The 22,160-nt window shown below is 64.2% G+C and carries 26 protein-coding genes; 4 read left to right on the forward strand and 22 right to left on the reverse strand.

Annotated features, from left to right (window positions below; genetic code table 11):
• Positions 1-75: 75 nt before the first annotated feature.
• The 4 genes from holA to ACODSN_RS03645 form a co-directional block, all read right to left on the reverse strand.
• Positions 76-1,101 (reverse strand): DNA polymerase III subunit delta, encoded by a 1,026-nt coding sequence (holA, locus tag ACODSN_RS03630; RefSeq protein WP_489053230.1) that lies wholly within the window; start codon positions 1,099-1,101, stop codon positions 76-78.
• Positions 1,098-1,616 carry an LPS assembly lipoprotein LptE gene (gene lptE / locus ACODSN_RS03635; protein ID WP_489053231.1) on the reverse strand — a complete coding sequence of 173 codons (519 nt, stop codon included), beginning with the start codon at positions 1,614-1,616 and terminating at the stop codon, positions 1,098-1,100. Before lptE ends, holA begins: the two co-directional genes overlap by 4 nt.
• 117 nt (positions 1,617-1,733) lie before the next feature.
• The gene (gene leuS / locus ACODSN_RS03640; protein WP_489053233.1) at positions 1,734-4,373 is read right to left on the reverse strand and encodes a leucine--tRNA ligase; all 2,640 of its coding nucleotides are present in this window, start codon (positions 4,371-4,373) and stop codon (positions 1,734-1,736) included.
• A 110-nt stretch (positions 4,374-4,483) separates the two neighbouring features.
• The gene (locus ACODSN_RS03645; RefSeq protein ID WP_489053234.1) at positions 4,484-4,933 is read right to left on the reverse strand and encodes a DUF3576 domain-containing protein; all 450 of its coding nucleotides are present in this window, start codon (positions 4,931-4,933) and stop codon (positions 4,484-4,486) included.
• Positions 4,934-5,168: 235 nt separating this feature from the next.
• Between ACODSN_RS03645 and ACODSN_RS03650 the strand changes: the two genes are divergently transcribed.
• Positions 5,169-5,900 carry a hypothetical protein gene (locus ACODSN_RS03650; RefSeq protein WP_489053236.1) on the forward strand — a complete coding sequence of 244 codons (732 nt, stop codon included), beginning with the start codon at positions 5,169-5,171 and terminating at the stop codon, positions 5,898-5,900.
• Between the two features lie 190 nt (positions 5,901-6,090).
• Here the strand turns inward: ACODSN_RS03650 and ACODSN_RS03655 are convergent, their stop codons facing one another.
• On the reverse strand, positions 6,091-6,450 hold the full coding sequence (locus ACODSN_RS03655) for a hypothetical protein (RefSeq protein ID WP_489053238.1): 360 nt from the start codon (positions 6,448-6,450) through the stop codon (positions 6,091-6,093).
• Between the two features lie 123 nt (positions 6,451-6,573).
• Positions 6,574-7,128, reverse strand: a complete 555-nt coding sequence (locus ACODSN_RS03660; protein WP_489053239.1) for a thiamine phosphate synthase — start codon at positions 7,126-7,128, stop codon at positions 6,574-6,576.
• Positions 7,129-7,151: 23 nt separating this feature from the next.
• Between ACODSN_RS03660 and ACODSN_RS03665 the strand changes: the two genes are divergently transcribed.
• Positions 7,152-7,886, forward strand: a complete 735-nt coding sequence (locus ACODSN_RS03665) for a YggS family pyridoxal phosphate-dependent enzyme (protein WP_489053241.1) — start codon at positions 7,152-7,154, stop codon at positions 7,884-7,886.
• Here ACODSN_RS03665 and ACODSN_RS03670 read toward each other — a convergent pair.
• A complete protein-coding gene (locus tag ACODSN_RS03670) occupies positions 7,864-10,647 on the reverse strand; it encodes a TonB-dependent receptor (protein WP_489053242.1) in 2,784 nt (927 codons plus the stop codon). The genes ACODSN_RS03665 and ACODSN_RS03670 overlap by 23 nt on opposite strands.
• A 191-nt stretch (positions 10,648-10,838) precedes the next feature.
• Positions 10,839-11,498 (reverse strand): ligase-associated DNA damage response endonuclease PdeM, encoded by a 660-nt coding sequence (gene pdeM, locus ACODSN_RS03675; protein WP_489053243.1) that lies wholly within the window; start codon positions 11,496-11,498, stop codon positions 10,839-10,841.
• A gap of 64 nt (positions 11,499-11,562) precedes the next feature.
• Here pdeM and trhO point away from each other — a divergent pair, with 64 nt between their 5' ends.
• A complete protein-coding gene (gene trhO, locus ACODSN_RS03680; protein WP_489053244.1) occupies positions 11,563-12,414 on the forward strand; it encodes an oxygen-dependent tRNA uridine(34) hydroxylase TrhO in 852 nt (283 codons plus the stop codon).
• On the opposite strand, the gene ACODSN_RS03685 is transcribed toward trhO, so the two are convergent.
• From ACODSN_RS03685 to ACODSN_RS03695, 3 genes are read right to left on the reverse strand one after another with little or no spacing between them, the layout of a single operon-like run.
• Positions 12,411-13,160: a M48 family metallopeptidase gene (locus ACODSN_RS03685; protein ID WP_489053246.1), complete on the reverse strand. Its 750-nt coding sequence runs from the start codon at positions 13,158-13,160 to the stop codon at positions 12,411-12,413. The two genes, trhO and ACODSN_RS03685, sit on opposite strands and share 4 nt — an antisense overlap.
• The gene (locus tag ACODSN_RS03690) at positions 13,117-13,542 is read right to left on the reverse strand and encodes a YcgN family cysteine cluster protein (RefSeq protein ID WP_489053247.1); all 426 of its coding nucleotides are present in this window, start codon (positions 13,540-13,542) and stop codon (positions 13,117-13,119) included. The genes ACODSN_RS03685 and ACODSN_RS03690 overlap by 44 nt, the downstream gene beginning before the upstream one ends.
• Positions 13,543-13,545: 3 nt before the next feature.
• Positions 13,546-14,190 (reverse strand): SCO family protein, encoded by a 645-nt coding sequence (locus tag ACODSN_RS03695; RefSeq protein ID WP_489053249.1) that lies wholly within the window; start codon positions 14,188-14,190, stop codon positions 13,546-13,548.
• A gap of 41 nt (positions 14,191-14,231) precedes the next feature.
• On the opposite strand from ACODSN_RS03695, the gene ACODSN_RS03700 reads away from it, so the two are divergent.
• Entirely contained in the window at positions 14,232-14,843 is a 612-nt protein-coding gene (locus ACODSN_RS03700; protein WP_489053251.1) for an ankyrin repeat domain-containing protein, read from the forward strand.
• A 25-nt stretch (positions 14,844-14,868) separates the two neighbouring features.
• Here the strand turns inward: ACODSN_RS03700 and ACODSN_RS03705 are convergent, their stop codons facing one another.
• From ACODSN_RS03705 to ACODSN_RS03755, 11 genes are all read right to left on the reverse strand, one after another.
• The gene (locus ACODSN_RS03705) at positions 14,869-15,363 is read right to left on the reverse strand and encodes an MmcB family DNA repair protein (RefSeq protein WP_489053252.1); all 495 of its coding nucleotides are present in this window, start codon (positions 15,361-15,363) and stop codon (positions 14,869-14,871) included.
• Between the two features lie 101 nt (positions 15,364-15,464).
• Positions 15,465-16,136 (reverse strand): cell wall hydrolase, encoded by a 672-nt coding sequence (locus ACODSN_RS03710; protein ID WP_489053253.1) that lies wholly within the window; start codon positions 16,134-16,136, stop codon positions 15,465-15,467.
• A gap of 178 nt (positions 16,137-16,314) precedes the next feature.
• Positions 16,315-16,665, reverse strand: a complete 351-nt coding sequence (locus ACODSN_RS03715; protein ID WP_489053254.1) for a DUF1491 family protein — start codon at positions 16,663-16,665, stop codon at positions 16,315-16,317.
• Positions 16,655-17,125 (reverse strand): PaaI family thioesterase, encoded by a 471-nt coding sequence (locus ACODSN_RS03720; RefSeq protein WP_489053255.1) that lies wholly within the window; start codon positions 17,123-17,125, stop codon positions 16,655-16,657. Before ACODSN_RS03720 ends, ACODSN_RS03715 begins: the two co-directional genes overlap by 11 nt.
• Positions 17,112-17,579 (reverse strand): PTS sugar transporter subunit IIA, encoded by a 468-nt coding sequence (locus ACODSN_RS03725; protein ID WP_489053256.1) that lies wholly within the window; start codon positions 17,577-17,579, stop codon positions 17,112-17,114. The genes ACODSN_RS03720 and ACODSN_RS03725 overlap by 14 nt, the downstream gene beginning before the upstream one ends.
• Positions 17,580-17,703: 124 nt before the next feature.
• Positions 17,704-18,297 carry a ribosome hibernation-promoting factor, HPF/YfiA family gene (gene hpf / locus ACODSN_RS03730; RefSeq protein ID WP_489053257.1) on the reverse strand — a complete coding sequence of 198 codons (594 nt, stop codon included), beginning with the start codon at positions 18,295-18,297 and terminating at the stop codon, positions 17,704-17,706.
• 70 nt (positions 18,298-18,367) lie between these two features.
• The gene (gene dnaQ / locus ACODSN_RS03735) at positions 18,368-19,078 is read right to left on the reverse strand and encodes a DNA polymerase III subunit epsilon (RefSeq protein ID WP_489053259.1); all 711 of its coding nucleotides are present in this window, start codon (positions 19,076-19,078) and stop codon (positions 18,368-18,370) included.
• Between the two features lie 23 nt (positions 19,079-19,101).
• Positions 19,102-19,695 carry a dephospho-CoA kinase gene (coaE, locus tag ACODSN_RS03740; protein WP_489053260.1) on the reverse strand — a complete coding sequence of 198 codons (594 nt, stop codon included), beginning with the start codon at positions 19,693-19,695 and terminating at the stop codon, positions 19,102-19,104.
• Positions 19,696-19,700: 5 nt separating this feature from the next.
• The gene (gene aroE, locus ACODSN_RS03745; RefSeq protein ID WP_489053261.1) at positions 19,701-20,522 is read right to left on the reverse strand and encodes a shikimate dehydrogenase; all 822 of its coding nucleotides are present in this window, start codon (positions 20,520-20,522) and stop codon (positions 19,701-19,703) included.
• Positions 20,519-21,112 (reverse strand): Maf family protein, encoded by a 594-nt coding sequence (locus ACODSN_RS03750; RefSeq protein WP_489053262.1) that lies wholly within the window; start codon positions 21,110-21,112, stop codon positions 20,519-20,521. The genes aroE and ACODSN_RS03750 overlap by 4 nt, the downstream gene beginning before the upstream one ends.
• Entirely contained in the window at positions 21,109-21,936 is an 828-nt protein-coding gene (locus ACODSN_RS03755; RefSeq protein WP_489053263.1) for a pyruvate, water dikinase regulatory protein, read from the reverse strand. Before ACODSN_RS03755 ends, ACODSN_RS03750 begins: the two co-directional genes overlap by 4 nt.
• Positions 21,937-22,160: the final 224 nt, after the last annotated feature.

Below are 22,160 nucleotides of genomic sequence, written 5' to 3' on the forward strand. Positions count from 1 at the left end.
CGTCTCGTGCTGCCCCGAATATCCGCCTTGGGTGGCCCTACAAGCCTATCGCGGCTTTATCATCCATGAATACGCTCACCGCTCCCGCGCAGCCTGTCGCGCGATCGCCAGCAATTCGTGCCGCACCAGCAGGTCGCCCATGGTGCGCCCGGACCGGCTGGCCCGCTCGGCATGGGCAAGACGCTGGATGACGCGGGCGATACCGCCGGCGTCCCACAACCGCACCTGCCGCGAGACCAGCCCCTTTTCCTTCCAGAACACTGCCTTGCCCGCCGCCTCCACCGCCGCATCGATCCGCCCGCTGCGGTCGGCGTCGGCGCGGATATGGGCGAGCAGCATCGCCCGCGTCAGCAGCGGGCGCAGCACCGACGCCATGCTGGTGCCGGTCTGGGTCAACTGCCCCAGTTCGCGGTGCATCGCGTTCAGGTCCCCGCCCAGCACGGCATTGACCAGCGGCGCGGCGTCGCTATCGGGATTGTCGGCCGAAAGGGCGTCCAGCGCCTCACCCGTGGCCTCGACCGGCCGGTCGGGCGCGGCGTCCAGATACAGGACCAGCTTCTCGATCTCGCCCGTCATCAGCGCGCGGTCGCCATTGGCCAGATCGACGATCCGACGCGCCAGATCCTGCGGCAACCGCAGGCCACCCTCCCGTGCGATCGCCATTGCGATCTGTTCGGCTTCCCGCGCGTCGGGCTGATAGGAAATGAGCGCCAGCGCGGCGCGATGCTCCAGCGCCAGCTTGACGAGCTTGCTCGTCGCCTTGAGCGCGCCCGCGACGGCGATCACCGGATTGCCCGCCGCTGGCGCATCCAGCAAGGCACTCAACGCCGGCACCGATTCCTCACCCATGCCGCTGATCCGAATCCAGCGCTTGTCGCCGAACATCGAAAAAGACGCTGCCTCATCCGACAGCCGCGCCGGATCGTCGCGCAAGGTCGGCCCGTCGAGATCGACGCGCTCGGCCCCCGGCCCCATCGCCCGCTCCAGCCGTTTGGCCAACGCCATGCTCCCGGCCTCATCGGGACCGTAGAGCAAAAAGAACCGGACATCGGGCGGCGGCGCATCCAGCGCCTTTTCCATCTGGCCGCGATTGGCCTTCACTGGGAGATCGGTTTGCGGCCGCCCTGTTCCCGACCCGCATACAGCGCAAGCCGCGTGATGATCTGGTCGGCCACCGTCTGCGCCAGCCGTTCGAGCGCCGTATCCTCGGCGGCGATAGTGACATATTCGCTCGACACCACGTCGATGCCCGCGTCCGATCCCGCCGTGTCGTCCACCACCTGCGCGCCCGTCGTCTCGTCGATGAGCTGATAGCGCGCGCGCAAACTCCGCCGCTCGCGCGTGATCGCGGCGTCCGAACGCAAGCCGAAGCCGCTGATCTGGTCGTCCAGCTTCACCACCAGCCGATAACGCTTGCCGCCACCGACGCCGTTCAGCGCAGACAGCCGGTCGTTGAGCGCATTATGCACCAGCCAGCCGCCCTTGCCCTGAATCGCCACCACCTCGACATGGCCGAGCGCCTGCGCAACAGCACCCTGGCTGCCGCCGCCATAGACCGGCCGCAGCCCGCAGGCGGTGAGGGAGGCGAGAAGGATCAGGGGGAGCGCGCGTTTCATCGACCAATCCTAACGCTAGAGCATGATCCGATCAAATATGATCGGATCATGCTCTAGCTTTCCTTTGTTTCCGCATTTTCCGAACCAGCGAACGATCCCGTCCGCTTTGAAAATGCTTTAGATCACCAGATTAACCAGCCGGTCCGGCACCACGATGATCTTCTTCGGCGTGGCGCCGTCCAATATGCGCGCGACATTGGGCGCGGCCAGCGCCAGCCCTTCCAGCGCCTGCCTCTCCATGCCCTTGGGCACGGTGATCGTATCGCGCAGCTTGCCCATCACCTGAACCGCGATCGTCACCTCGTCATCGACCAGCAACGCCGGATCGACCGGCGGCCAGGCGGCGTCGGCGATCAGGCCGGTTTCGCCCATATCCGCCCATGCCTCTTCGGCCAGATGCGGCGTCATCGGCGCGACCAGCAGCGCCAGCGCGCGAATCGCCGCATTGCGGCTGGCCGACGGCGCGGCTTTTTCGACCGCATTGGTGAGTTCGTAGATCTTGGCGACCGCCTTGTTGAACGACAGCGCCTCGATATCGCGCGCGACGCCATCGATGGTCTGGTGCAGCTTGCGGTCGAGCGCCTTGTCCTGCCCCTGCGCGTCGGCCCCGATCTCGCCGAACAGGCGCCACAGCCGGTTCACGAACCGCCACGATCCCTCGATGCCGCTTTCGGTCCAGGGCAGGTCGCGCTCGGGCGGACTGTCGGACAGCATGAACCAGCGTACCGCGTCCGCGCCATATTGGGCGATGATGTCATCAGGATCGACGACATTCTTCTTGGACTTGGACATTTTCTCGACGCGGCCGATCTTGACCGGAAAGTCGGTGCCTCTGAAGAATGCCTTGCCGTCACGCTTTTCTACAAGGCTCACAGGCGCATAAAAAGCCAGATCGCCCGCCTGCGGTTCTCTACCAATAACCTCGATTTCCGTGCCTTTTACAAAGGCCTTTCCGTGACGAAAATCCAAATCTTCAGACCGGTAGAATTGCGGGGGATTCTCTGAATAGAACACTGTCCAAGAGTGATAAACTTCATGCGTCACCATCCCCTGCGTGAACAGGCCGGTGAACGGCTCGGCAAAGCCCAATTGCCCCATATGCTGCAACGCACGGGTCCAGAAGCGGGCGTAGAGCAGATGCAGGATCGCATGTTCCACACCGCCAATATATTGCCCGACCGGCAGCCATTGCTCCACGGTCGCGCGGTCGAAAGGCTTGTCCTTGGGCTGGCTGGCGAAGCGGATGAAATACCAGCTCGAATCGGCGAAGGTGTCAAGCGTGTCGGTCTCGCGCACCGCCGGCTTACCGCAGGACGGGCAATCGACATGCTTCCAGCTCGAGTGCCGGTCCAGCGGATTGCCGGGAATGTCGAAGCTCACATCCTCCGGCAGCACCACCGGCAGTTGCGCCTTGGGCACCGGCACGACGCCGCAGCCCGCGCAGTGGATCACCGGGATCGGCGTGCCCCAATAGCGCTGGCGCGACACGCCCCAGTCGCGCAGGCGGAACACGGTCTGCCCCGCGCCCCAGCCTTCCGCCTCGGCGCGGGTGATGACCGCTGCCTTGGCCTCCTCGATTGCCATTCCGTCGAGAAAGCGTGAATTGACCAGCTTGCCTGGCCCCACATAGGCCTCGTCATGGATTGGCTTCGCCTCGTCCCCTTCGGCCGCGACCACGCGCTCGACCGGCAGCATATATTTGCGCGCGAAATCGAGGTCGCGCTGGTCGTGCGCGGGCACGCCCATCACCGCGCCGGTGCCATAATCCATCAGCACGAAATTGGCGATAAAGACGGGCAGATGCCAGTCGGGGTCGAATGGATGCACCATCGACAGGCCGGTGTCGAAGCCCAGCTTCTCCGCCGTTTCCAGCTCGGCGGCGGTCGTGCCCCCGGCCTTGCATTGTTCGATGAAGGTAGCGGCTTGGCGGTTGTCCGCCGCCACCGCCTGCGCCACCGGATGGTCGGCGGCGATCGCGACGAAGCTGGCGCCGAAGATCGTATCGGGCCGGGTCGAATAGACCTCGATCGCCTGATCGAAGGGCCCGACCGGCTGAAAGCGGAACTGAAGCCCCACCGACTTGCCGATCCAGTTTTCCTGCATCGTGCGCACCTTGTCGGGCCACTGGTCGAGGCTCTTAAGCCCCTCCAGCAGATCGTCGGCGAACTGGGTGATCTTGAGGAACCACTGGCTCAGCTTACGCTTCTCGACCACCGCGCCCGATCGCCAGCCCTTGCCGTCGATCACCTGCTCGTTCGCCAGCACGGTCATGTCGACCGGGTCCCAATTGACGGCCGATTCCTTGCGGTAGACGAGGCCCGCTTCGAGCATGTCGAGGAACAGCGCCTGCTCATGGCCATAATAGTCCGGCTCGCAGGTCGCCAGTTCCCGCGACCAGTCGATCGCAAAACCCAGCTTCTTCAACTGCGCGCGCATGTTGGCGATGTTGGACCGGGTCCAGTCGCCGGGATGCACCTTCTTTTCCATCGCCGCATTTTCGGCGGGCATGCCGAACGCGTCCCAGCCCATCGGGTGCAGCACTTCATGCCCCGTCATCCGGCGGAAGCGCGCCAGCACGTCGCCCATCGAATAGTTGCGGACATGGCCGATATGAATGCGCCCTGACGGATAAGGGAACATCTCCAGCACATAGGAACGCGGTTTGGGCGAGCTGTCGGATGCCTTGAAGCTCTGCTTCTCGTCCCACACCGCCTGCCACCGGGCGTCGGCCTCAAACGGGTTGAAGCGCCTTTGCATGTCACATCCTTACAAATGCATGCTTACAATGCATGCGGGCTTACAAATGCATGCGGGCTGAGCTTTTCCAAGCCCAGCCCTTCATGCGAACCCAAAATGAAAAACAGGACTTATCCGGCGATCGCCATGCGACGCAGGTCGCGCGCTTTCGTGAGGATCACTTCCTCCAGCTTCTGCACCGTGGCCGCCGCGACCGGGGCGTCGACCCACTGGCCGCCCTGCAAAATCTGCCGGCTGGCCGCGACCCGCAGCGCGTCGGCGCGCAGATCCTGGTCGAGGATCGATACGGTCAGCTTCATCCGTTCATTGGGGCTGCCCGGATTGGCGTACCAGTCGGTGACGATCACGCCGCCGTTCGAATCGGTCTGAACCAGCGGCATGAACGAGATCGTGTCGAGGCTGGCGCGCCACAAATAGCTGTTCACGCCAATCGTGGTGATCTTCGACGCGGCGAGATCCGCCTTGGGACGTTCCTTGGCCCCGCCACCGCAAGCGGCGAGCGGCAAAAGGGCGATCAGCGCCAGGCCGGCGGAAGCAGAGACAGAAAAGCGGCGGACCATCAGGGCATGTCCTGTTCGAAAACTGGTGAAAACGCCACGCTTCTATAGTGGACCGGCGGCAATGGGCAAGGGGGACGGCGGCGCGGAGTCCCGGCCCTCTCCGGCAACCCGATTCAGATATATGTGTGTTCCATGCAACAGCCATCCTATAAAATGCCGATCCGCTCTAGCCAGTGGAGCATGTGCGGGTGTAGAACGTCCTGCAAATATAGTGGGTGGGGCGAGAGTCGGTATCATGCGTGCGAATAGGGGACATCTGGCAGTTTCTGGCGTGGCGATCGCCGTCGCCGGCTTCCTGCTGTCTCCTGCCATGGGCGCCGCGACGGATATCGCCCGGCTTCGTGCTGAAGCGCCGGTGTCATTGGGCGCGCTGGGCAGCATATCCTCCTTCACTCCCACGACCAAGGACCCGCGTCTGGCGGCGGCCTATGCGAAGATCGCCCTGACGGCGAGCCGCCAAAGCTTCCGCTTTACCCCCACCAGCGGCTCGCTGAGCGGCAAGCGTTCGGTCACGGTGATGGTTCGCGCCGGCGACGACAATCGCGTCGCGATAAGCCGCACGCTGACCCCGGTCAATATCGCGCCCGTCGGGTTCAGCCTGAATGGCGGCGCGCATGGCTGGCGCAAGTTCGCCCTGCCCGAATCGCTCGGCCGCAAGGCGCTCGATCCCGTGCCGGTCGAAACCATGGTCGATGCGAAGAATTTCTCGCTGGATCAGGGGCATAAGGACCGCTTCAGCACCAAGGTTCTGGTCGAAAGCCGCCGCGATGCCGCAATCGCCCTGCGCAATCCGTCCGCGGATAAGGATTATTCGCTGGATCTAGCCAGTTCCTACGCGCTGACCCGCAATCTCAACGTCACTGCGGGCGTGCGCTACAATAACAGCGCCGCGGGCCGACTGACCCCGATGACCGACGACCGGGCCGACGCCCAGGCCGTGTATCTGGGCACGATCTTTAAGTTCTGATCGGCTGCGGGGACTTTGTAGTCTCCCAAGGTCAACGCAGCTTATTAAGCCCCAGTTTGCGTATCACCCCTATGTCTCAAGCCAAGGTGAGAATCGCGAAATGTCGGCAAGCGACCATTTTTGCCATTTATCAGATGCGCTTGAGATAGCAGCTGCGGACGCTCAACAGCAATCATAGGCAGCAGTGTTCTCAGTCGCGGCCATGTTTTTGCGACCGCTGCCAAGAGCACAGGCCCCTAACGGCAACAATCATCAATATGATTGCAAACACTACAGAGAAATAGATCAGGCCTAATCCGCCAACGAGTGCTTGACCGTAGCCCGACATATCGTTGATGACCTTATGACCATGCGCTTCTAATTCACCGTAATGAATCTGAACAGCTATCAACGAACCGATCAGGCCGAAAAATCCAAAACAAATTCCAAGAAATAAAATCCCGGCACTGCTCCAATAACGATGGATATCGACCAAATATATAGAAAATGGCCCAGAAATAAAGGATGCAGCCAAAAGTATTAAACTTATAATGTTGAGTAATTCTGCCATGCCCTGTTCCGTTGTCTCGCTAAATTTCATTATCACCGATTAATGAGCTTATTAGCAGCGTCTTGGGGTGTCTGCTATGAGCTACGCATTCCACCCCCCCTAGTCCGTTCACCACCCAAAGCATCAAACCATTAGCCCATCGATCGCCGCCCACCCATAGGCGCCAATGACGCCCAACAACCGCTCGTGCGCCGCGCTAACCCCGCCCAGCGCGATCACCGGCACCTTCGCATCCCTCGCCAGCGCCGCGAAGCGCGTGCGCCCCAGCGCCGCCGCGCCGGGATGCGAGCGCGTCGCAAACAGCGGCGAGAGGAAGATCATGTCCACCCGCATCCGCCCCGCGCTCGCCAGTTCCCGCGCATCATGCGCCGGCGCGCTGTGCAGCAGCGGCCGCGCCACCCGCCGCGCGTCGCGCCCGTGCCAGCCATCCGCGCCCCACGCCGCCGCCTGCCGCACCGTCCCGCCCAGCATCAGCATCAGTCGTCGTCGCCGTGCTATCCGCACCACTCGATCGAACAGCGCCCGCCGCGCCGCCGGTCCGGTGCGATAATGGCGGAACACGACCCCCCCACGCCCCTTCGGCAGTCGCGCCACTGCCGCCAGCAGCGCCTCCTCGCTGACCCGCTCATCGGTCATCAGCCAGATCGTCGGCAGTTTTTTGGCGTAGCGGCGCATCATCGCCCTCGCCTATAGCAGCCCGCATGACCAGTGATAGCATGACGGCCGATCAGCGGCTGAACCACATCCGCACGGCGATCGACCGCGCCGCGCGCCTCACCGACCGCAGCGGCGACGCCATCACCCTGATCGCCATTTCGAAAACGCAGGATGCCGATGCCATCCGTCCATTGATCGCGGCGGGCCAGCGCGTGTTCGGCGAAAATCGCGTGCAGGAAGCGCAGGACAAATGGCCCGCGCTGCGGGAGGCGCATCCTGATATCGCGCTCCATCATGTCGGGCAGCTACAATCCAACAAGGCGGCCGATGCGGTCGCGCTGTTCGACGTGATCCACGGCCTCGACCGCCCGTCGCTGCTGACCGCGCTCGTCCGCGCGATGGACGCCGCCGGGCGCCGCATTCCCTGCTACATCCAGGTCAATATCGGCGCGGAGCCGCAAAAGGGCGGCTGCCCCATCGCCGAAACCCCCGCGCTGATCGCCGCCGCGCGCGCCGCCGACATTCCGCTGCTCGGCTTGATGTCCGTGCCTCCCGCCGATGTCGAGCCAGCCCCCTATTTCGCCCTGCTCGCCAAAATGGCGCGCGAAGAGGGGCTGCCCCGCCTGTCGATGGGCATGTCCGGCGATTTCGAAACCGCGATCATGCTGGGCGCCACCGATGTCCGCATCGGCACCGCCCTGTTCGGCGATCGTCAGGCCCCGGCCCGCCCGGTTCCGGGCAGCGGCCGGGGGATGATCAGAAACTCCCCCGCAAGGTGATGCCGTAAGTGCGCGGCTCGGCGAGGTAGGAAGAGATTAGCTGGTTCGCCATCACCGCACCGCCCGCAAACTGGCCGGTGGTCGATGTCGCCGGGCTGCTCGATTGCAACGGGCTGCTGAACGACACCTGCGTATAATTCTGGTTGAAGATATTCTGGCCCCAGAATTCCACAGCCCAGCGCTGGTTCGGCCCGCGAATGCCGACGCGTGCATTGACGACCGCATAGCCATCCTGCCGCTTTTCGGGGAACAGGTCCGACCCGGTATTGTAATCGCTGGTCATGCGGCCATCGACGTAAAAGAGCGCCGACAGGCCATTTGAGCCGATATCGGGGGTCCAGGCTACGCTGGCGGTCGTCACGATCTGCGGCGCATTGCTGTTGATCGATCCGGGCAGCAGGAACAAGGCGGGGTCAAGCGGCACCGCGCCATTGCTGCTACCGACCAGCCGGTTGGCGAATTTGGCGCGGGCATAGGTCAGCCCGCCCGAAACGCGGAAGTTGCGCGCCGGTGCGGCGGTCAGTTCCAGCTCGACACCCTGGCTGATGAGGCCAGCGCTCACATCATCCTTCGCGCAACGGCCACCGCCGGCGGCGAGCGTTCCGGGCGTCAGCGCCCCGTCGCAGCCATTGATATTCTGCACGACGAAACTGGTGCCGTTGAATGTGTTGAGCTGGAAATTCTTGAAAGCCTGATGGAAGACAGCGACGTTCGCGCTCCATTTGGGCTGGCGATATTTGAGGCCGATCTCGAACGCATCGACCTTCTCGGCGGCGAAGCGCAGGCTTGCGACATCGGCATCGTTGCGGGGCGAAAACACGGCGGGCACCAGATTGGTGCCGGTGCTGCCGAGCTGGAAGCGATCGAGATTGTAACCGCCCGCCTTATAGCCCTTCGAATAGCTGCCATAGAGCAGCAGTTCATCGATCGGCTTCCACGACAGCACCCCCGTACCGGAAAATTGCCCCTCGCTCATCTTGTCGTTGAGGTTCAGCGCATTGAGCGAGGTCGAACCATTACCGAGGCAGCCGAGCGTCAGGATGCCACCAGCGAGCGTCGCGCCCGTCGATCCGAGCGGCGCGCCCGGTATCTGTCCCGTCGCCAGCTCATAGAGATCCGGCCCCGCGCTGCGCGTCTGCAAGGCCGCGCAGGTCGCGTTGTCGTTGTTCAGATCGGCCGAAAAGCGCTTGCTCTCATGCGTGTATCGCAGGCCCATCGTGAGATCGAGACGGTTGGTGATGTGGACGATATTATGCGTGAACAGCGCCCAGTTCTTGCTCCTCTGGAAATAACGCGAACCGACGTCACCGGCGTTGCCGATATTATAAAGCCGGTCGAGTGATCCATTGAGAAGCGGCGCCAGCGGCCCGAATGACCCAGTCGCTACAGCCCGGCCGGTCGCGGTCAGACAGCGCTGCTGTGATGGATTGATGAACGGTGCAAGGCCACTGGGGTTCGCCCCCGCACCCAGCAAAAGACGGCACGTCGCAAACGCGCCATAGTCCGCGCCGAAGCGGATATTATCCTCCAGCGTCAGCTTCTCGTCGGCATAATAGCCGCCCACCAGCCAGTCGAGCACCCCGCCGAAAGCCGAGCCTTGCGCGCGCAATTCCTGCGTGAAAGTCTTGAACTGGCGATAGGTATTGGGATCGCGATAGAGCAGGTCCGCGCCCGAATAATCATAATCGCCATAATCCTGGCTCTTATAGTCGCGATAGGCGGTGATGCTGGTCAGTTTCGCGTCGCCCAGATCGTAGTTGATCTCGCCCGACACCCCCCAGTCCCTGAGCTTGCTCACATAATCGCGGCCCGGCGTGATGGTCAGCTCGCGATCATAGGGGTCAGCCGGGAACACGCTGCCCTGCGCCGCCAAAATCGCTGCGATCCGGTTGCTGGGCGCAGTCGCATAGCCGCCGCCGGGCAAGGGCCGCCGCTCGCGCGTCTCGGTATAGGCCGCGCCGCAACAGCTTTCGTCGCGATGGGTATAATCGCCGATCAGGCGGATCGACAGCGCGTCGTTTGGCTCGATCAGCGCTTGTCCGCGCAGGAAATAGCGGTCGCGGTCGTTGGTATCGCCGACTTTGGCACCAGTGCGATCGAGCAGCTTGTAAAAGCCATCCCGCTTGCTCCACACGCCATCGAGGCTCAGCGCCACGCCCTGCGCGATCGGCCCGGTGACACGGCCCGCCAGCCGCCAATAATCATAATTGCCGTAAGTGACTTCGCCCTTCGCGCCGAAGGTGAATTCCGGGGCCTTGCTGACGATGTTGATGAGGCCCGCCGAAGCATTGCGGCCGAACAGCGTGCCCTGCGGCCCGCGCAGCACTTCCACCCGCTCGATTTCGCCCAGATCGGTAAGACCCGCGCCGGTGCGCGAGCGATAGACGCCGTCAATGAACACCGCGACCGAGCTTTCAAGGCCCGGATTGTCGCCCACCGTGCCGATCCCGCGGATACGCGCCGACGCGTTCGCTTCCGTCCCGCTCGACGATACCAGCAAGGAGGGAGCCAGCTGGTTCAGGGTCCGGATGTCGCTCGCGCCGCTATTCTGCATCGCCTGCGCCGTAACCGCCGATACCGCGATGGGCACGTCGGACAAGGGGCTGGCGCGGCGCGTGGCAGTCACGATGATCTGCGCCTCTTCCTGATCGACCGCCGCCTGCGGCGCGGTCGCCGCGTCCTGAGCATAAGCGACGATCGGCATCGCACCGGTCAGGGCGACAAGGCCGGCAGACAGCAACAAAAGGCTTTTTTGTGTCATGATCTCGCTTCCTCTCCTGTTCCGCATGGCTTTGACCACATCGGAATGCGCGTCGCGCGATTATGCGGCCACACCCGCCCTAAGGCAAGAGAGGCCAGCTTTTCCGGGACTTTCACCCTAATGGACGCCATGAATCGCATAGCTCGTGGTTTATGGGCAACAGCTTAAATTATGGTTTCCGTAACGTCGCTTTACGTAAGCGGAAAGCGCAGCAGCCGGTCGGCGACGGGGACCAGCGCCATCGCACCGGGACCAACAGCGCGCCGAATCTCTCTATGACCCGCATCCAGCCCCCCGGTCAGCGCGCCCAAAGCGGGGAGAATCAACTTCGCCGGTGCTTCCACGAAGCATCGCCGCGACACCCGCCGACCCCGCAGCGAGAGCCGCAGCTTCGGATGGAAATGCCCGGAAATTTCCGGCCGCGGGTCATTGCGCTCGGCCTCATGTCGCAGCCAGATGCCGTCGATCTCGGCTTCCGCCAAGCGTCGGCCGCCCGGCATCTGCGCCACGCCCGAATCATGGTTGCCCGTGATCCACAGCCAGTCGAGCCGCGTGGTCAGCGCCGTCAGCCGGTCCCGTGTCGCCCGGTCCAGCCGCGCCGCGCCATCAGCGTCGTGGAAACTGTCTCCCAACGACCAGACCGCCCGCGCGCCGGTCCGCGCCACCATCCCCTCGATCATGTCAAGCGTCGCCTGGCTGTCATGCGGGGGCAGAAACTGGCCGAAACGCGCGAACCAGCTTGCTTTTTCGAAATGGAGATCAGCCACCAGCAACGCCCCGCGCGCGGGCCAATAGAGCGCGGCCTCGGGCAGCGCGAGAAACTCCTGACCTGCGAACGAAAGGGGAACCATGGCCTGCCTATGCGCCGCCGCCGCCCCGCTTTCAAGTGGGCCGTGGAGTCCCTATAGGCCGGGCATGGCCCAAACCGCCCCTTTCACTCCCGATTCCTTCACGGTCGCCGCGCTCTATCGCTTCGCGGCTTTTGCCGATCCAGACGCACTGGCGGCGCAATTGCGCGCCCTGTGCGCGGACCTTCAAACCTGTGGCACCCTGATCCTCGCTCATGAAGGGATCAACGGAACGGTCGCGGGCAGCGCGACGGCCATCGCCCAACTGATCGACGCCATCCGCGCCTTGCCCGGCTGCGCCGATCTCGACGTCAAATATGCGACCGCCACCGCCGCCCCATTTCGCCGGATGAAGATCAAGGTGAAGGCGGAAATCGTGACGCTCGGCGCGGGCGATCTCAACCCGGCGACCCAAGCTGGCGTCCATCTCGACCCCGCCGCATGGAACGCATTGATCGCCGACCCGGACACGATCCTCATCGACACGCGCAATGCCTATGAAGTCGCGATCGGCTCGTTCCAGGGCGCGATCGACCCCGGCACCCGCGCCTTCCGCGACTTTCCCGGCTGGTTCGACGCCTTCGCGGACGATCTGCGCGCGCAGGGCCGCTCGCCCAAAATCGCGATGTTCTGCACCGGCGGGATTCGCTGCGAAAAATCGACGGCTTTGGTCAAGACGCACGGCTTTGACGAGGTCTATCATCTCGACGGCGGCATATTGCGCTATCTGGAGGAGATGCCCGAAGCCCAGAGCCGCTGGCGCGGCAATTGCTATGTGTTCGACGAGCGCGTGGCGGTCGGCCATGGTCTCAAACAGGGCGATTACCGGACCTGCGGTGATTGCGGCCTGCCCCATGCCAGCGACGCCATCCACGCCTGCCCGCCCGACGCAACCGGGGCCTGGCCACACCGCGGCTAACCGGCCCGATAGCGATGTAGCCCCACGCCATGCGCCCTCAGCCAGGTGCGAGCCGGCTTCGGGTCCGCCCCGTAAATCCGCGCATGGGCGGCATGAAAGGCGGCGCTGTGGTCCATATGCAGCAGGTGCGCCAGTTCATGCGCCACCGTCGCGCGGCGGACATGGGGCGGTGCGAGGATTAGCCGCCAGCTATAGCGGATCGCTCCATCGGCCGTACAACTGCCCCAGCGACTGCGCGGATCGCCGACGCCCACCGACGCGACGATCAACCCATGATCGCGCGCCAGTTGATAACTCTCCGCCTCCAGCACCACCCGCGCCCGCGCCTTCAGCCAGCGCAGCACGCGCGGACCGACAGACTCCGCCGCCCCGCCCAACATGAGCCGGTCATCCGCGAGGATGATGCGGCGTCCAGCGTCCGGCGACCAACATATGCGAACCTTGCGCCCCTCCAGCGGGAACAGCGCGCCATCGGCCAGCGTCTTGATCGCCGGCTGCGCCGCCATCTGCGCCCGCACCCAGCCTTCATGACCCTGCGCCCAGCCGATCGCGCGCTTTAGGTTGGCCCGCACGGGCAGCGACAGCCGCAACTCGCCCCGCGTGGCGTCAATCGACAGCTTATAGGCTCGCGCTCGGGCCGACCGGCGGACCCGCACCGGCATGGCGACCCCGTCGATCAGGATCGCAGCGTCGGGATCGCTGCTACAGTTCCCGGTCGACAAGATGATGCTCCCAATCGCCCGCATCGGCCTCCGCCACGGTCCAGCCGCGCACCGACTCTTGCGCGCGATGCACCGCTTCCCGGTCGCCGCTGCGCAGATAATGCCATTCCGGCAGCGGCTTGCCCTCGCCGCGCAGACGATAGGCGCAGGTGCGCGGAAGCCAGCCGATGGTCTTGACCTTCTGCGGCGTCAGTCGCACGCAATCGGGGACGAAGGTCCGCCGCTGCGGATAGTTGGAACATTGGCCGCTATGGCGGTCGAGCAGGCGGCAGGCGACATTGGTCGGATAGATGCGACCCGTATCCTCATCCTCTGCTTTATGCAGGCAGCATTTGCCACATCCGTCGCACAGCGCTTCCCACTCCGCGCGGTCCAGCTTGTCGAGGGGTTTATCCCAGAAATCCAACCGTCACCTGACCCATTTTTCGAGCGAGGCCAGCACGGCATCGGGCGTGCCCTCGTCCACGTTCGGCGTGCCGGGGTCGTCCACCGGGATCAGGGCGATCGGCTTGCCGTCCGGCCCGAACAGATAAGGGGTGCGGCTATGGCTCACCATATAGTCGGCCCCGCCCTTTGCCGGTTCGCGATGGTAGAGGACCGCGAAATCCTTCGCCACCGCAGCGATCTGTTCCGCGGTGCCGGTCAGGCCGATCAACCGCGGCGAAAAAGCCGCGACATAGGTTTTCAATACCGCCGGCGAATCGCGGCCGGGATCGACACTGATGAAGATCGGCTGCACCTTTGCCGCCAGCACGGGCTTTTCCTTCTGGAACCGCCCGAACGCCTGCATGATGCGTTGCAGGTCCAGCGGGCAGACGTCCGGGCAATAGGTGTAGCCGAAATAGACGATGCGATATTGGCCCCGGAAATCATCCCAGCGCGCCGCCTTGCCGTTTTGATCGGTGAGGGTGAAAGGCCCGCCGATCCGCGCGCCCACCAGTTCGCCCTGCGCCGACTCCGCCGCCGCGTGATCGCCATCGGGCTGACACGCGCCAAGCAGCGCGAGCAGGGGCAGCAGGACGAGCGACGCTTTGTTCATGGTGCCGCCAGCCATGCCCTGCTAAGGGGCCATTTGCAAATGCCAACGGGGCGACGATGATGAAGCGAGCGATTTCGGCCTGGATGAGCGCAGCGGCCCTGGCCCTGCTCATGCCCACTGCGGCACAGGCGCAATTTTCCGATAATTATAGTTTCCTCAAAGCGGTCAAGGACGTCGACGGGCAAAAGGCGACCGATCTGCTGCAAAAACCCGGCTCGACGGTCATCAACAGCCGCGACGTTTCCAGCGGCGAGACCGCGCTGCACATCGTCATCGGCCGGCGCGACAGCGGCTGGCTCGCCTTCCTGCTGTCGAAAGGGGCCAACGCCAACCTTACCGACAATCAGGGCAATACCCCGCTGCTCAAAGCGGTGCAGAACCGTTTCGAGGACGGGATTCGGACGCTCATTACTTACGGCGCGCAGGTCGACAAGACCAATGGCAGCGGGGAAACCCCGCTCATCCGCGCTGTGCAGCTGCGGGATATCGGCATCGTTCGCCTGCTCGTGGCCAACGGCGCCAATCCGGACAAGCGCGACACCATCGCCGGCATGTCCGCGCGCGATTATGCGGAGCGGGACGGGCGCACCCCCGGCATCATCGAGGCGCTGAACACAGCCAAGACCAAGGCGGCGCCCAAGGGGCCGGTGCAAGGCCCCAGCTTCTGATCCACCACGCTGGTTGCGCTGCGCGTCACCAGCCGATCTCGGCCGCATGCTCCGGATCCGCCAGCGCCGTCAGCCGCCGCGCCGCCCGCCGGGCGAATCGCAGCGTCTCCGCCTTGCGCCGCGCCGCCGCCAGCGGCTCGGTCGGCGCAGGCCGCACCAGCTCGGCATCATATTGGTCGGCGACGATCAGCCCGGTCCGCGCTGGCCACAACGCCTCGCTGTCGAACAGGGCCAGGTCGAACCCCGCCGGCACGGCCCAGAAATAACGGTCGCAATAATCGAAATAGTCGGGCCATTTCATGTCGCCCAGCAAATCCGCACGGCTGCACTTGATCTCCACGATTGTCAGCCGACCCGCGCCGTCGATCGCCATGATGTCCGCTCGCCGTCCATTGGGCAGCGGCACTTCCAGCAGGCCGGGCATGTCGTGGCGGACGAACAGCCGCAATGTCCCGCGCGCCACCGCCAGCGCGGTGCCATCGGTCATCGGGGAACAGTGGTCGGCGATCGCTTGCGTCATGCCGCCAGTCTAGAACAGGAAGAGAACAAAAGAAAAGGCGGATTCGGACGATATTGCCGAACCCGCCTGATTCTCATGCTCTCGACGCCGCGCGGTGTCGATCAGCGATAGAAGATATGATTGTCGATCGCGGCGAGCTGACGCTTGCCCCAGCCGGGCGAGACGCGGCGGGCGTGGAAGAACAGCGCGCCTTCGGCCTTGCTGTTCCAGCGGCCCTGATTGGCGATCTGCGCGATGGCCACCGCCTGGCGCCAGCTGCGGCTGGCCTGCGGGATCGCGGGCATACCGCCGCCATGGACGAAGCTGAACTGGCCGCGCTGGTGAATGACGCCGCACAGGCTGCTGGCGAAGCGGCCCGATTTGGAGCGGTTGATGATGACCCGCGCAACGGCGAGCTGGCCTTCCAGGCTCTCGCCCTTGGATTCGAAATAGATGCCGCTTGCCAGGCACTGCATGTCGCTGTCCAGCGCCTCGGGCGCGCCATGCGCATCGACCAGGGCGCTCAGGCTCTCGGCCTTAACGTCGGAACCATCAGTGGGAAGCGAGGGTTGATTCGGTGTAGAAGTCGCCAGCGGCTGCACGATCTCGCGCGGCGCGGCGAATATGACGGGCTTTTCGCCCGATTGCGGCGCGGAATTCTGCGCGACGCTGGTAGGAATCGAGGACAGGGATGTGGTCGCCTCGCTGGCGATCGACATATCGGTGGCCGCGACCGCCGCTGCGGCGGACAGGGCAAATGCCGCGCATATGGCGGCCTTCAAACGAAAACTCATTACGACTCTGGACCATGCGGTTCTTGGCCGATGACGTCGTATGTAACCGTTATTCTGCCGACGTCCGGCCGCCCCCCGTCTGCGTGTTTACCGCGCCCGCCCCCCTTGGGCGATCACCGGCAACCTGCGCGTTAAGCGTGAGCGCGCCTCTGCCCGACCCGTTACAGCCTGTCAACGATCAGCAGATCGTTTCAGCGGCGAACCGTTCTCCATCCACGATGTCGAGTTCGATTATCCACAGGTCGGGGTCCGCGCGCCGCCGGCGCGCTATATATTGGAACAGGGCCTCCCCGCCTTCCTCCGGCGCGGGTCCGCAGCGGTTGAGCCGATAGCGCCCGTCCAGCCCCGCCATACGCTCGAACAGACCGATTTCACGCCCTCTTTCAACCAGTTGCAACAGGATCACGCCACTAGTGGAGTCGCCCCTCATGACGATCACGGCAAAGCCTCCGGCCGCCGCCGCCCGCCGCACAAGCACGCCCGCCAGCATGGCGCTGGTCAGCCGGTCGTGGCCCCGGTCAGTCACCATAGCCGGGCAAAGAGGAAAGCGAATATTGTGAACGCATGAAGGTGCCGGTGCCGCGTCCGACCTCTTCGCCGTCCGAATCGATCAGACTGGCCTCGCCCACATAGACGCGCCGCTTGCCGCTGATCCACCGGCCCTCGGCGCGCAGCCGGCCGGGGCCGATCGGCCGGGTGAACAGCAGGTTGAACGCGGTGGTCAGCAGGAATCGATCGCTGACCAGACTGTTCGCGGCGTAAAAGGCGGCGTCGTCCAGCATCTTGAAATAGACCGTGCCATGCACCGCACCCGCCGCATGAAATTGACTGTCATCGACGTCGAAATCGATGATGGCGTGGCCAGCCGACGGAATGCGCAGTTCAGACCGGAACAGCCGGTTGATCGGCGCCGACCGATAGAGCGCTTCCAGGGCGCGAAAATGCGCTTCCTCGCCGGTTGCGGCGGGCGCAGGATCAGGCGGCGTCACGTGCCTCGCTGCCGGCGATCAGCGCGAACAGGGCTTCGGCCGATTGCGCCCCGCGCAATCGTGTAATCTCGCCATCGTCACGCAGATAGCGCGACACCCGCGCCAATGTCTTGAGATGTTCGGCGCCGCTGTCGAGCGGAGACAGCAGGGCGAACACGATATCGACCGGTGCCTCATCGACCGCGTCGAACGGCAGGGGCGGATCGAGCAGCACGACGATGCCACGCATCTGTTGCAGGCCGGCTATCTTGGCATGCGGAATGGCGACGCCGCCACCAAAGCCGGTCGATCCCAGCCGTTCCCGCTCGAACAGCGCGTCGGCGACATCGCCGGGAGCAAGGCCATAAGCGACCGAGGCGATCGCCGCGATCTTCTGGAACAGCTGCTTCTTGCCATTGGCCGAAAGTCCGGTGGCAAGCGCGTCCGCTGAAACGATGTCGTTGAAATGAACCATGGTCAATCCGGCGCAGCCGAGCCGCGCCAGCTTTCGATTTGCGCGCCACCCGGACAAATGAAGCCCGGCCCCATAAGCCGCCCGCCGACCAAGGTCAACTGGTGGCTCCGGGGCCGGACAGGGGTCAGCCGCGCGGCTCTACCCATCCAATCGTCCCGTCATGGCGGCGATAGACCATATTATAGGCGGCGGTTCCGGCATTGAGGAACAGCAGCGCGTTGGTGTTGCGCAGATCGAGCATCATGACCGCATCGGATACGCTCGCTTCGGGAATGTCTACACGGGTCTCCGCAACGATCAGCGGCGCATCATGCGGTTCCTCTTCCTCGGGCGCGCCCGCAAAGATGGTGTAGCCCGCGCCGTCCACCGCTTCCGGATCATAGCTGCTGACCCGCTGCGCCTCGGCAGCCACGGCCTGGCTGTGCCGGTCCTTCAGCCGACGCATATAGCGGACCAGCTGGCGTTCGATCTTGGTCGCCGCCTGATCGAAGGCGGGATGCGCCTCCTGCGCCTCGCCCGCGCCTTTCAGAATCAGGCCGGTCATGACATGGCAGACGATATCGCAATGAAACGCACCGTGGGGAGCGGGACGGAAGGTGACATGCGCAGAAATCGTGCGGGAAAAATATTTTTCGGCCATCGCCTCCAGCCGCGCCCACACATGCTCCTTGAGCGCCTCGCCAGTATCGACCTGATGCCCGGAAACACGAATATCCATATGCCTGCTCCTTGTTCTTGCCGGGTCGCCGGATCAGCGGCCCGGTTGGCATGGGATCCGACCCGGCCGATCAGGCCGCCCGGCTCCCCTCTAGCCAGAGCGGCTTATCGAGCGTCGCGATGAACGCTGCGTGCCGTTCCAGCTCTTCCGCGCTCGCCGTAAAGACGCGCGCGGGACGTAAGGGGCGAACGGCGGCCAGAGCGGCCGGTTCCCCGTCGATAAGTGCTTTCTCCTCCTGTGCGAGCCCCAGGCCGATCTGACGGCCGCCGGTCAGTTCGATATAAAGCTGCGCCAGCAATTCGGCGTCGAGCAGTGCGCCATGTTTGACGCGATGGCTGCGATCGATGCCATAGCGGCTGCACAGCGCATCCAGGCTGTGCTTGGCGCCCGGATGCATGGTCCGCGCCATCGCGACCGTATCGATCATCCGCGTCATCGCGATATCGGGCCGGGCGCACAGGCGCAGTTCGTGATTGAGGAAACCGAAATCGAACCGCGCATTATGCGCGACGAGCGGACTGTCCTCCAGAAAGTCGAGCAGTTCATCGACGCCATGCAAAAACAGCGGCTTGTCGGAGAGGAACAGGCTGGACAGACCATGCACCGCCTCGGCCGCGGACGGCATGTCGCGCTGGGGATTATAATAAGCGTGGAAGGTCCGGCCGCTCGGCACGCGATTGATCAGTTCCACACATCCGATTTCGACCATCCGGTCGCCGGAAGCGGGATCGAACCCGGTCGTTTCGGTATCGAAAATGATCTCGCGCATTGCCCTCGTCATGCGATTCTGGTCCGGACCTACTCTTATCTGCCTGTCTTGCGGCCAAGGCAAGCGACGAGCGCCCTTACCTGACTTCGCGTGTCGGCAAATGTCGTCCCGGTGTTGATGATATGATCCGCCAGCCGGCGCTTTTGCGCGTCGGGTGTTTGCAGTCGGAGGATCCGGTGGAATTTGGCCGCCGTCATGCCCGGACGGGCGAGCACCCGTTTACGCTGTTTCCATGCCGGCGCGGTAACGACGATGACACCGTCCAGCCGCCGTTGCCCGTGCTTTTCGAACAGCAACGGAATGTCGAGGATGACAAAGGCGCGCCCCCGGTTGCGACGCAGGAATGTCCGTCGCGCCGCCTGAACGGCAGGGTGGACGATCCCCTCCAATGCCTTGAGTTCCTGCGGATGGCCGAACACCGCCGCGCCCAGCTTCCCGCGATCGACGCCTTTAGCCGCGGTCGTGCCGGGAAAGCGCGCCTCGATCGCTGGCAGCAGCGCGCCACCCGGTCCCTGCAGGATATGCACCTGCGCGTCGGCATCGAACAGCGGCACGCCCTCTCGCCGCAGCATATTAGCGACCGCCGACTTGCCCATGCCGATCGAGCCGGTCAGGCCATAGATTTTCATGGCGCTCAGGCTGCCGTCAGCAAAGCGCGCAACTCCTCGTCGCGCTCGCGCGGGGCGGTGGCGTCGAAGAAAATGTCGAAGGCCAGCGCCGCCTGCCCGATCAGCATCTCCAGCCCGTCGAGCGTTTTCAATTCCCGCGCCCGCGCCGCCTTGAGCAAGCCCGTCTCCAGCGGCGCATAGACGATGTCATAGACGGTCGCGCTTTCGGGCAGCGGCGACAGGTCCAGGTCCAGTGGCGCCTGCCCCACCATGCCCAGCGGACTGCTGTTGACGAGCAGATCGACCGGCGGCAGCGGATCGCCCATGCCGATGACCCGGCCCTTCACTCCTGCGCGATCCAGCAGCGCCTGTCCCTTGGCGGCGTCGCGCGCCATCACAACGATGTCGGGCACGCCCAGACTCGACAGCGCGAACAACAGTGCCCGCGCCGCGCCGCCCGCGCCGATCAGCACCGCGCTCTTGCCTCGCCACTGGTCGCGCAACAGCGGCTGGAGGAAGCCGCCCGCATCGGTGTTCGTGCCGACCAGCGGCCCGCCGGTCTCGCAGGCGATGGTGTTCATCGCCCCGATCCGTGCGCGCACCCCGCCCGGATCGTCGGTATAGTCCATCACCGCGATCTTGTGCGGAATCGTCACATTGCAGCCAAGCCAGTCGGGATCGCCGCGCCGTTCCAGAAAATAGGCGGCCAGCCCGTCCGGCGTCACATGGGTCTTGCGATATTCCGCCTCGATGTCGAGGGCGCTCAGCCAGAAATTATGAATGAGGGGCGATTTGCTATGGGCGATCGGATCACCGATCACCTCGGCATAGGGAAGTCCGTTACTCATGCCGCTAGAACGCCGCGCACACGCAGAAAGTCAAGCAGCGGCAGCAGCGGCAGGCCCTGAATCGCGAACTGGCCGCCCTCGACCTTGCTGAACAATTGCGCGCCCGGCCCCTCGATCCGGTAACAGCCGACGCACCAGCGGCATTCCTCCCAGTCATCATCCAGATAGGCGTCGATGAACGCGTCCGACAGGGGGCGCACCGTCATCCGCACCCGCTCGATATGACGCCAGATCGCATCGCCGTTCAGCACGATCACTGCGGCGCTGTGCAGATGATGCACCCGCCCCGACAACAGCCGCAAGATCCGCGCCGCATCGTCGCGATTCTCTGCCTTGTCGATCTGAGTCCCGTCATCCAGGCTGAGCGTCTGGTCGCACCCTAGGATCAGCGCGCCCGGCACGCGGCGCGAGACCTTGAGCGCCTTCAGCTCTGCCAGCGCATCGGCCAGCGCCCGCGCGTCGAGACCGTCGGCGCGCAAAGCCTCCTTGGCCGCCTCCTCGTCCACCCCCGGCGACAGCGCCTCGAACGGCACCTTCGCCGCTGCCAGCAGCGCCCGGCGGCTCGCGCTCTGCGACGCCAGCACGATCATGACGCGCTGCCTTCGGCCAGCACATGATCGTTGAACAGGTTGATGATCGCCGCCGCCGCTTCCTCGATCGACCGGCGCGTCATGTCGATCACCGGCCAGCCATTGTCCGCGAACATCCGCCGGGCGAAGGCCAGTTCGGCCTGGACCTTCTCGCTGTCGACATAGGCGGTCTCGGGCGCCTGGTTGAGCGAAAGCAGCCGGTTGCGCCGAATCTGGATCAGCCGGTCGGGGCTGACGGTCAGGCCCACGACCATCGGATGTTTCAGGCTGTAGAGACTGCGCGGCGGCGGCGATTCCGGCACCAGCGGGATATTGGCGGTCTTGTAACCGCGATTGGCGAGATAGATCGATGTCGGTGTTTTCGAGGCGCGCGACACTCCCGCGAGCAGGATGTCTGCTTCTTCCCAATTTTCATGTCCGACACCATCATCATGGGCGATGGTGAACTGAATCGCCTCGATCCGCGCGAAATAGGCTTCGTCCAATATATGTTTGCGCCCCGGCCGGGTGCGGGTCTCCTGCCCCAATATGTTGGAGAGCGCATCGGTCACGCTGTCGAGCGCGGCGACATGGGGCAGGCCCAGCGCGCGGCAGCGCGTCTCCAGCCGGCGACGCAAAGGCTGGTTGGTCAGGGTGAACAGCACCAGGCCGGGATTTTGCGCAATCTCTTCCATGATCCGGTCGAGATGGACATCGGATCGCACCATCGGCCAGAAATGGCGGATCGCATCCACATTCTCAAACAGGCCGATCGCCGCCTTGGCGATATTCTCCAGCGTTTCGCCGGTCGAGTCCGAAAGGAGATGAAGGTGGATGCGGGACACCTGCATATCTCTGTTAGCAGGCTGTGGATAAAGCAAGGGACGAAAGCGGCAAAAAAACGCGGGGCTCCATCGCTCCCCATTCGCCGGAATCTTGTCCACAACCTCCCAACAGGCCGCCAATTTCATCCACAGCCTGTGGATAGCGGGGATAAGTCGACTGACTCGGACGGCAAACCGCTCCCTCGCGGAGTCAAGCTGTTGGCAAATCGGGGCGCTGCGCATAA

It is taken from the genome of Sphingobium sp. FG11, from assembly GCF_057809915.1.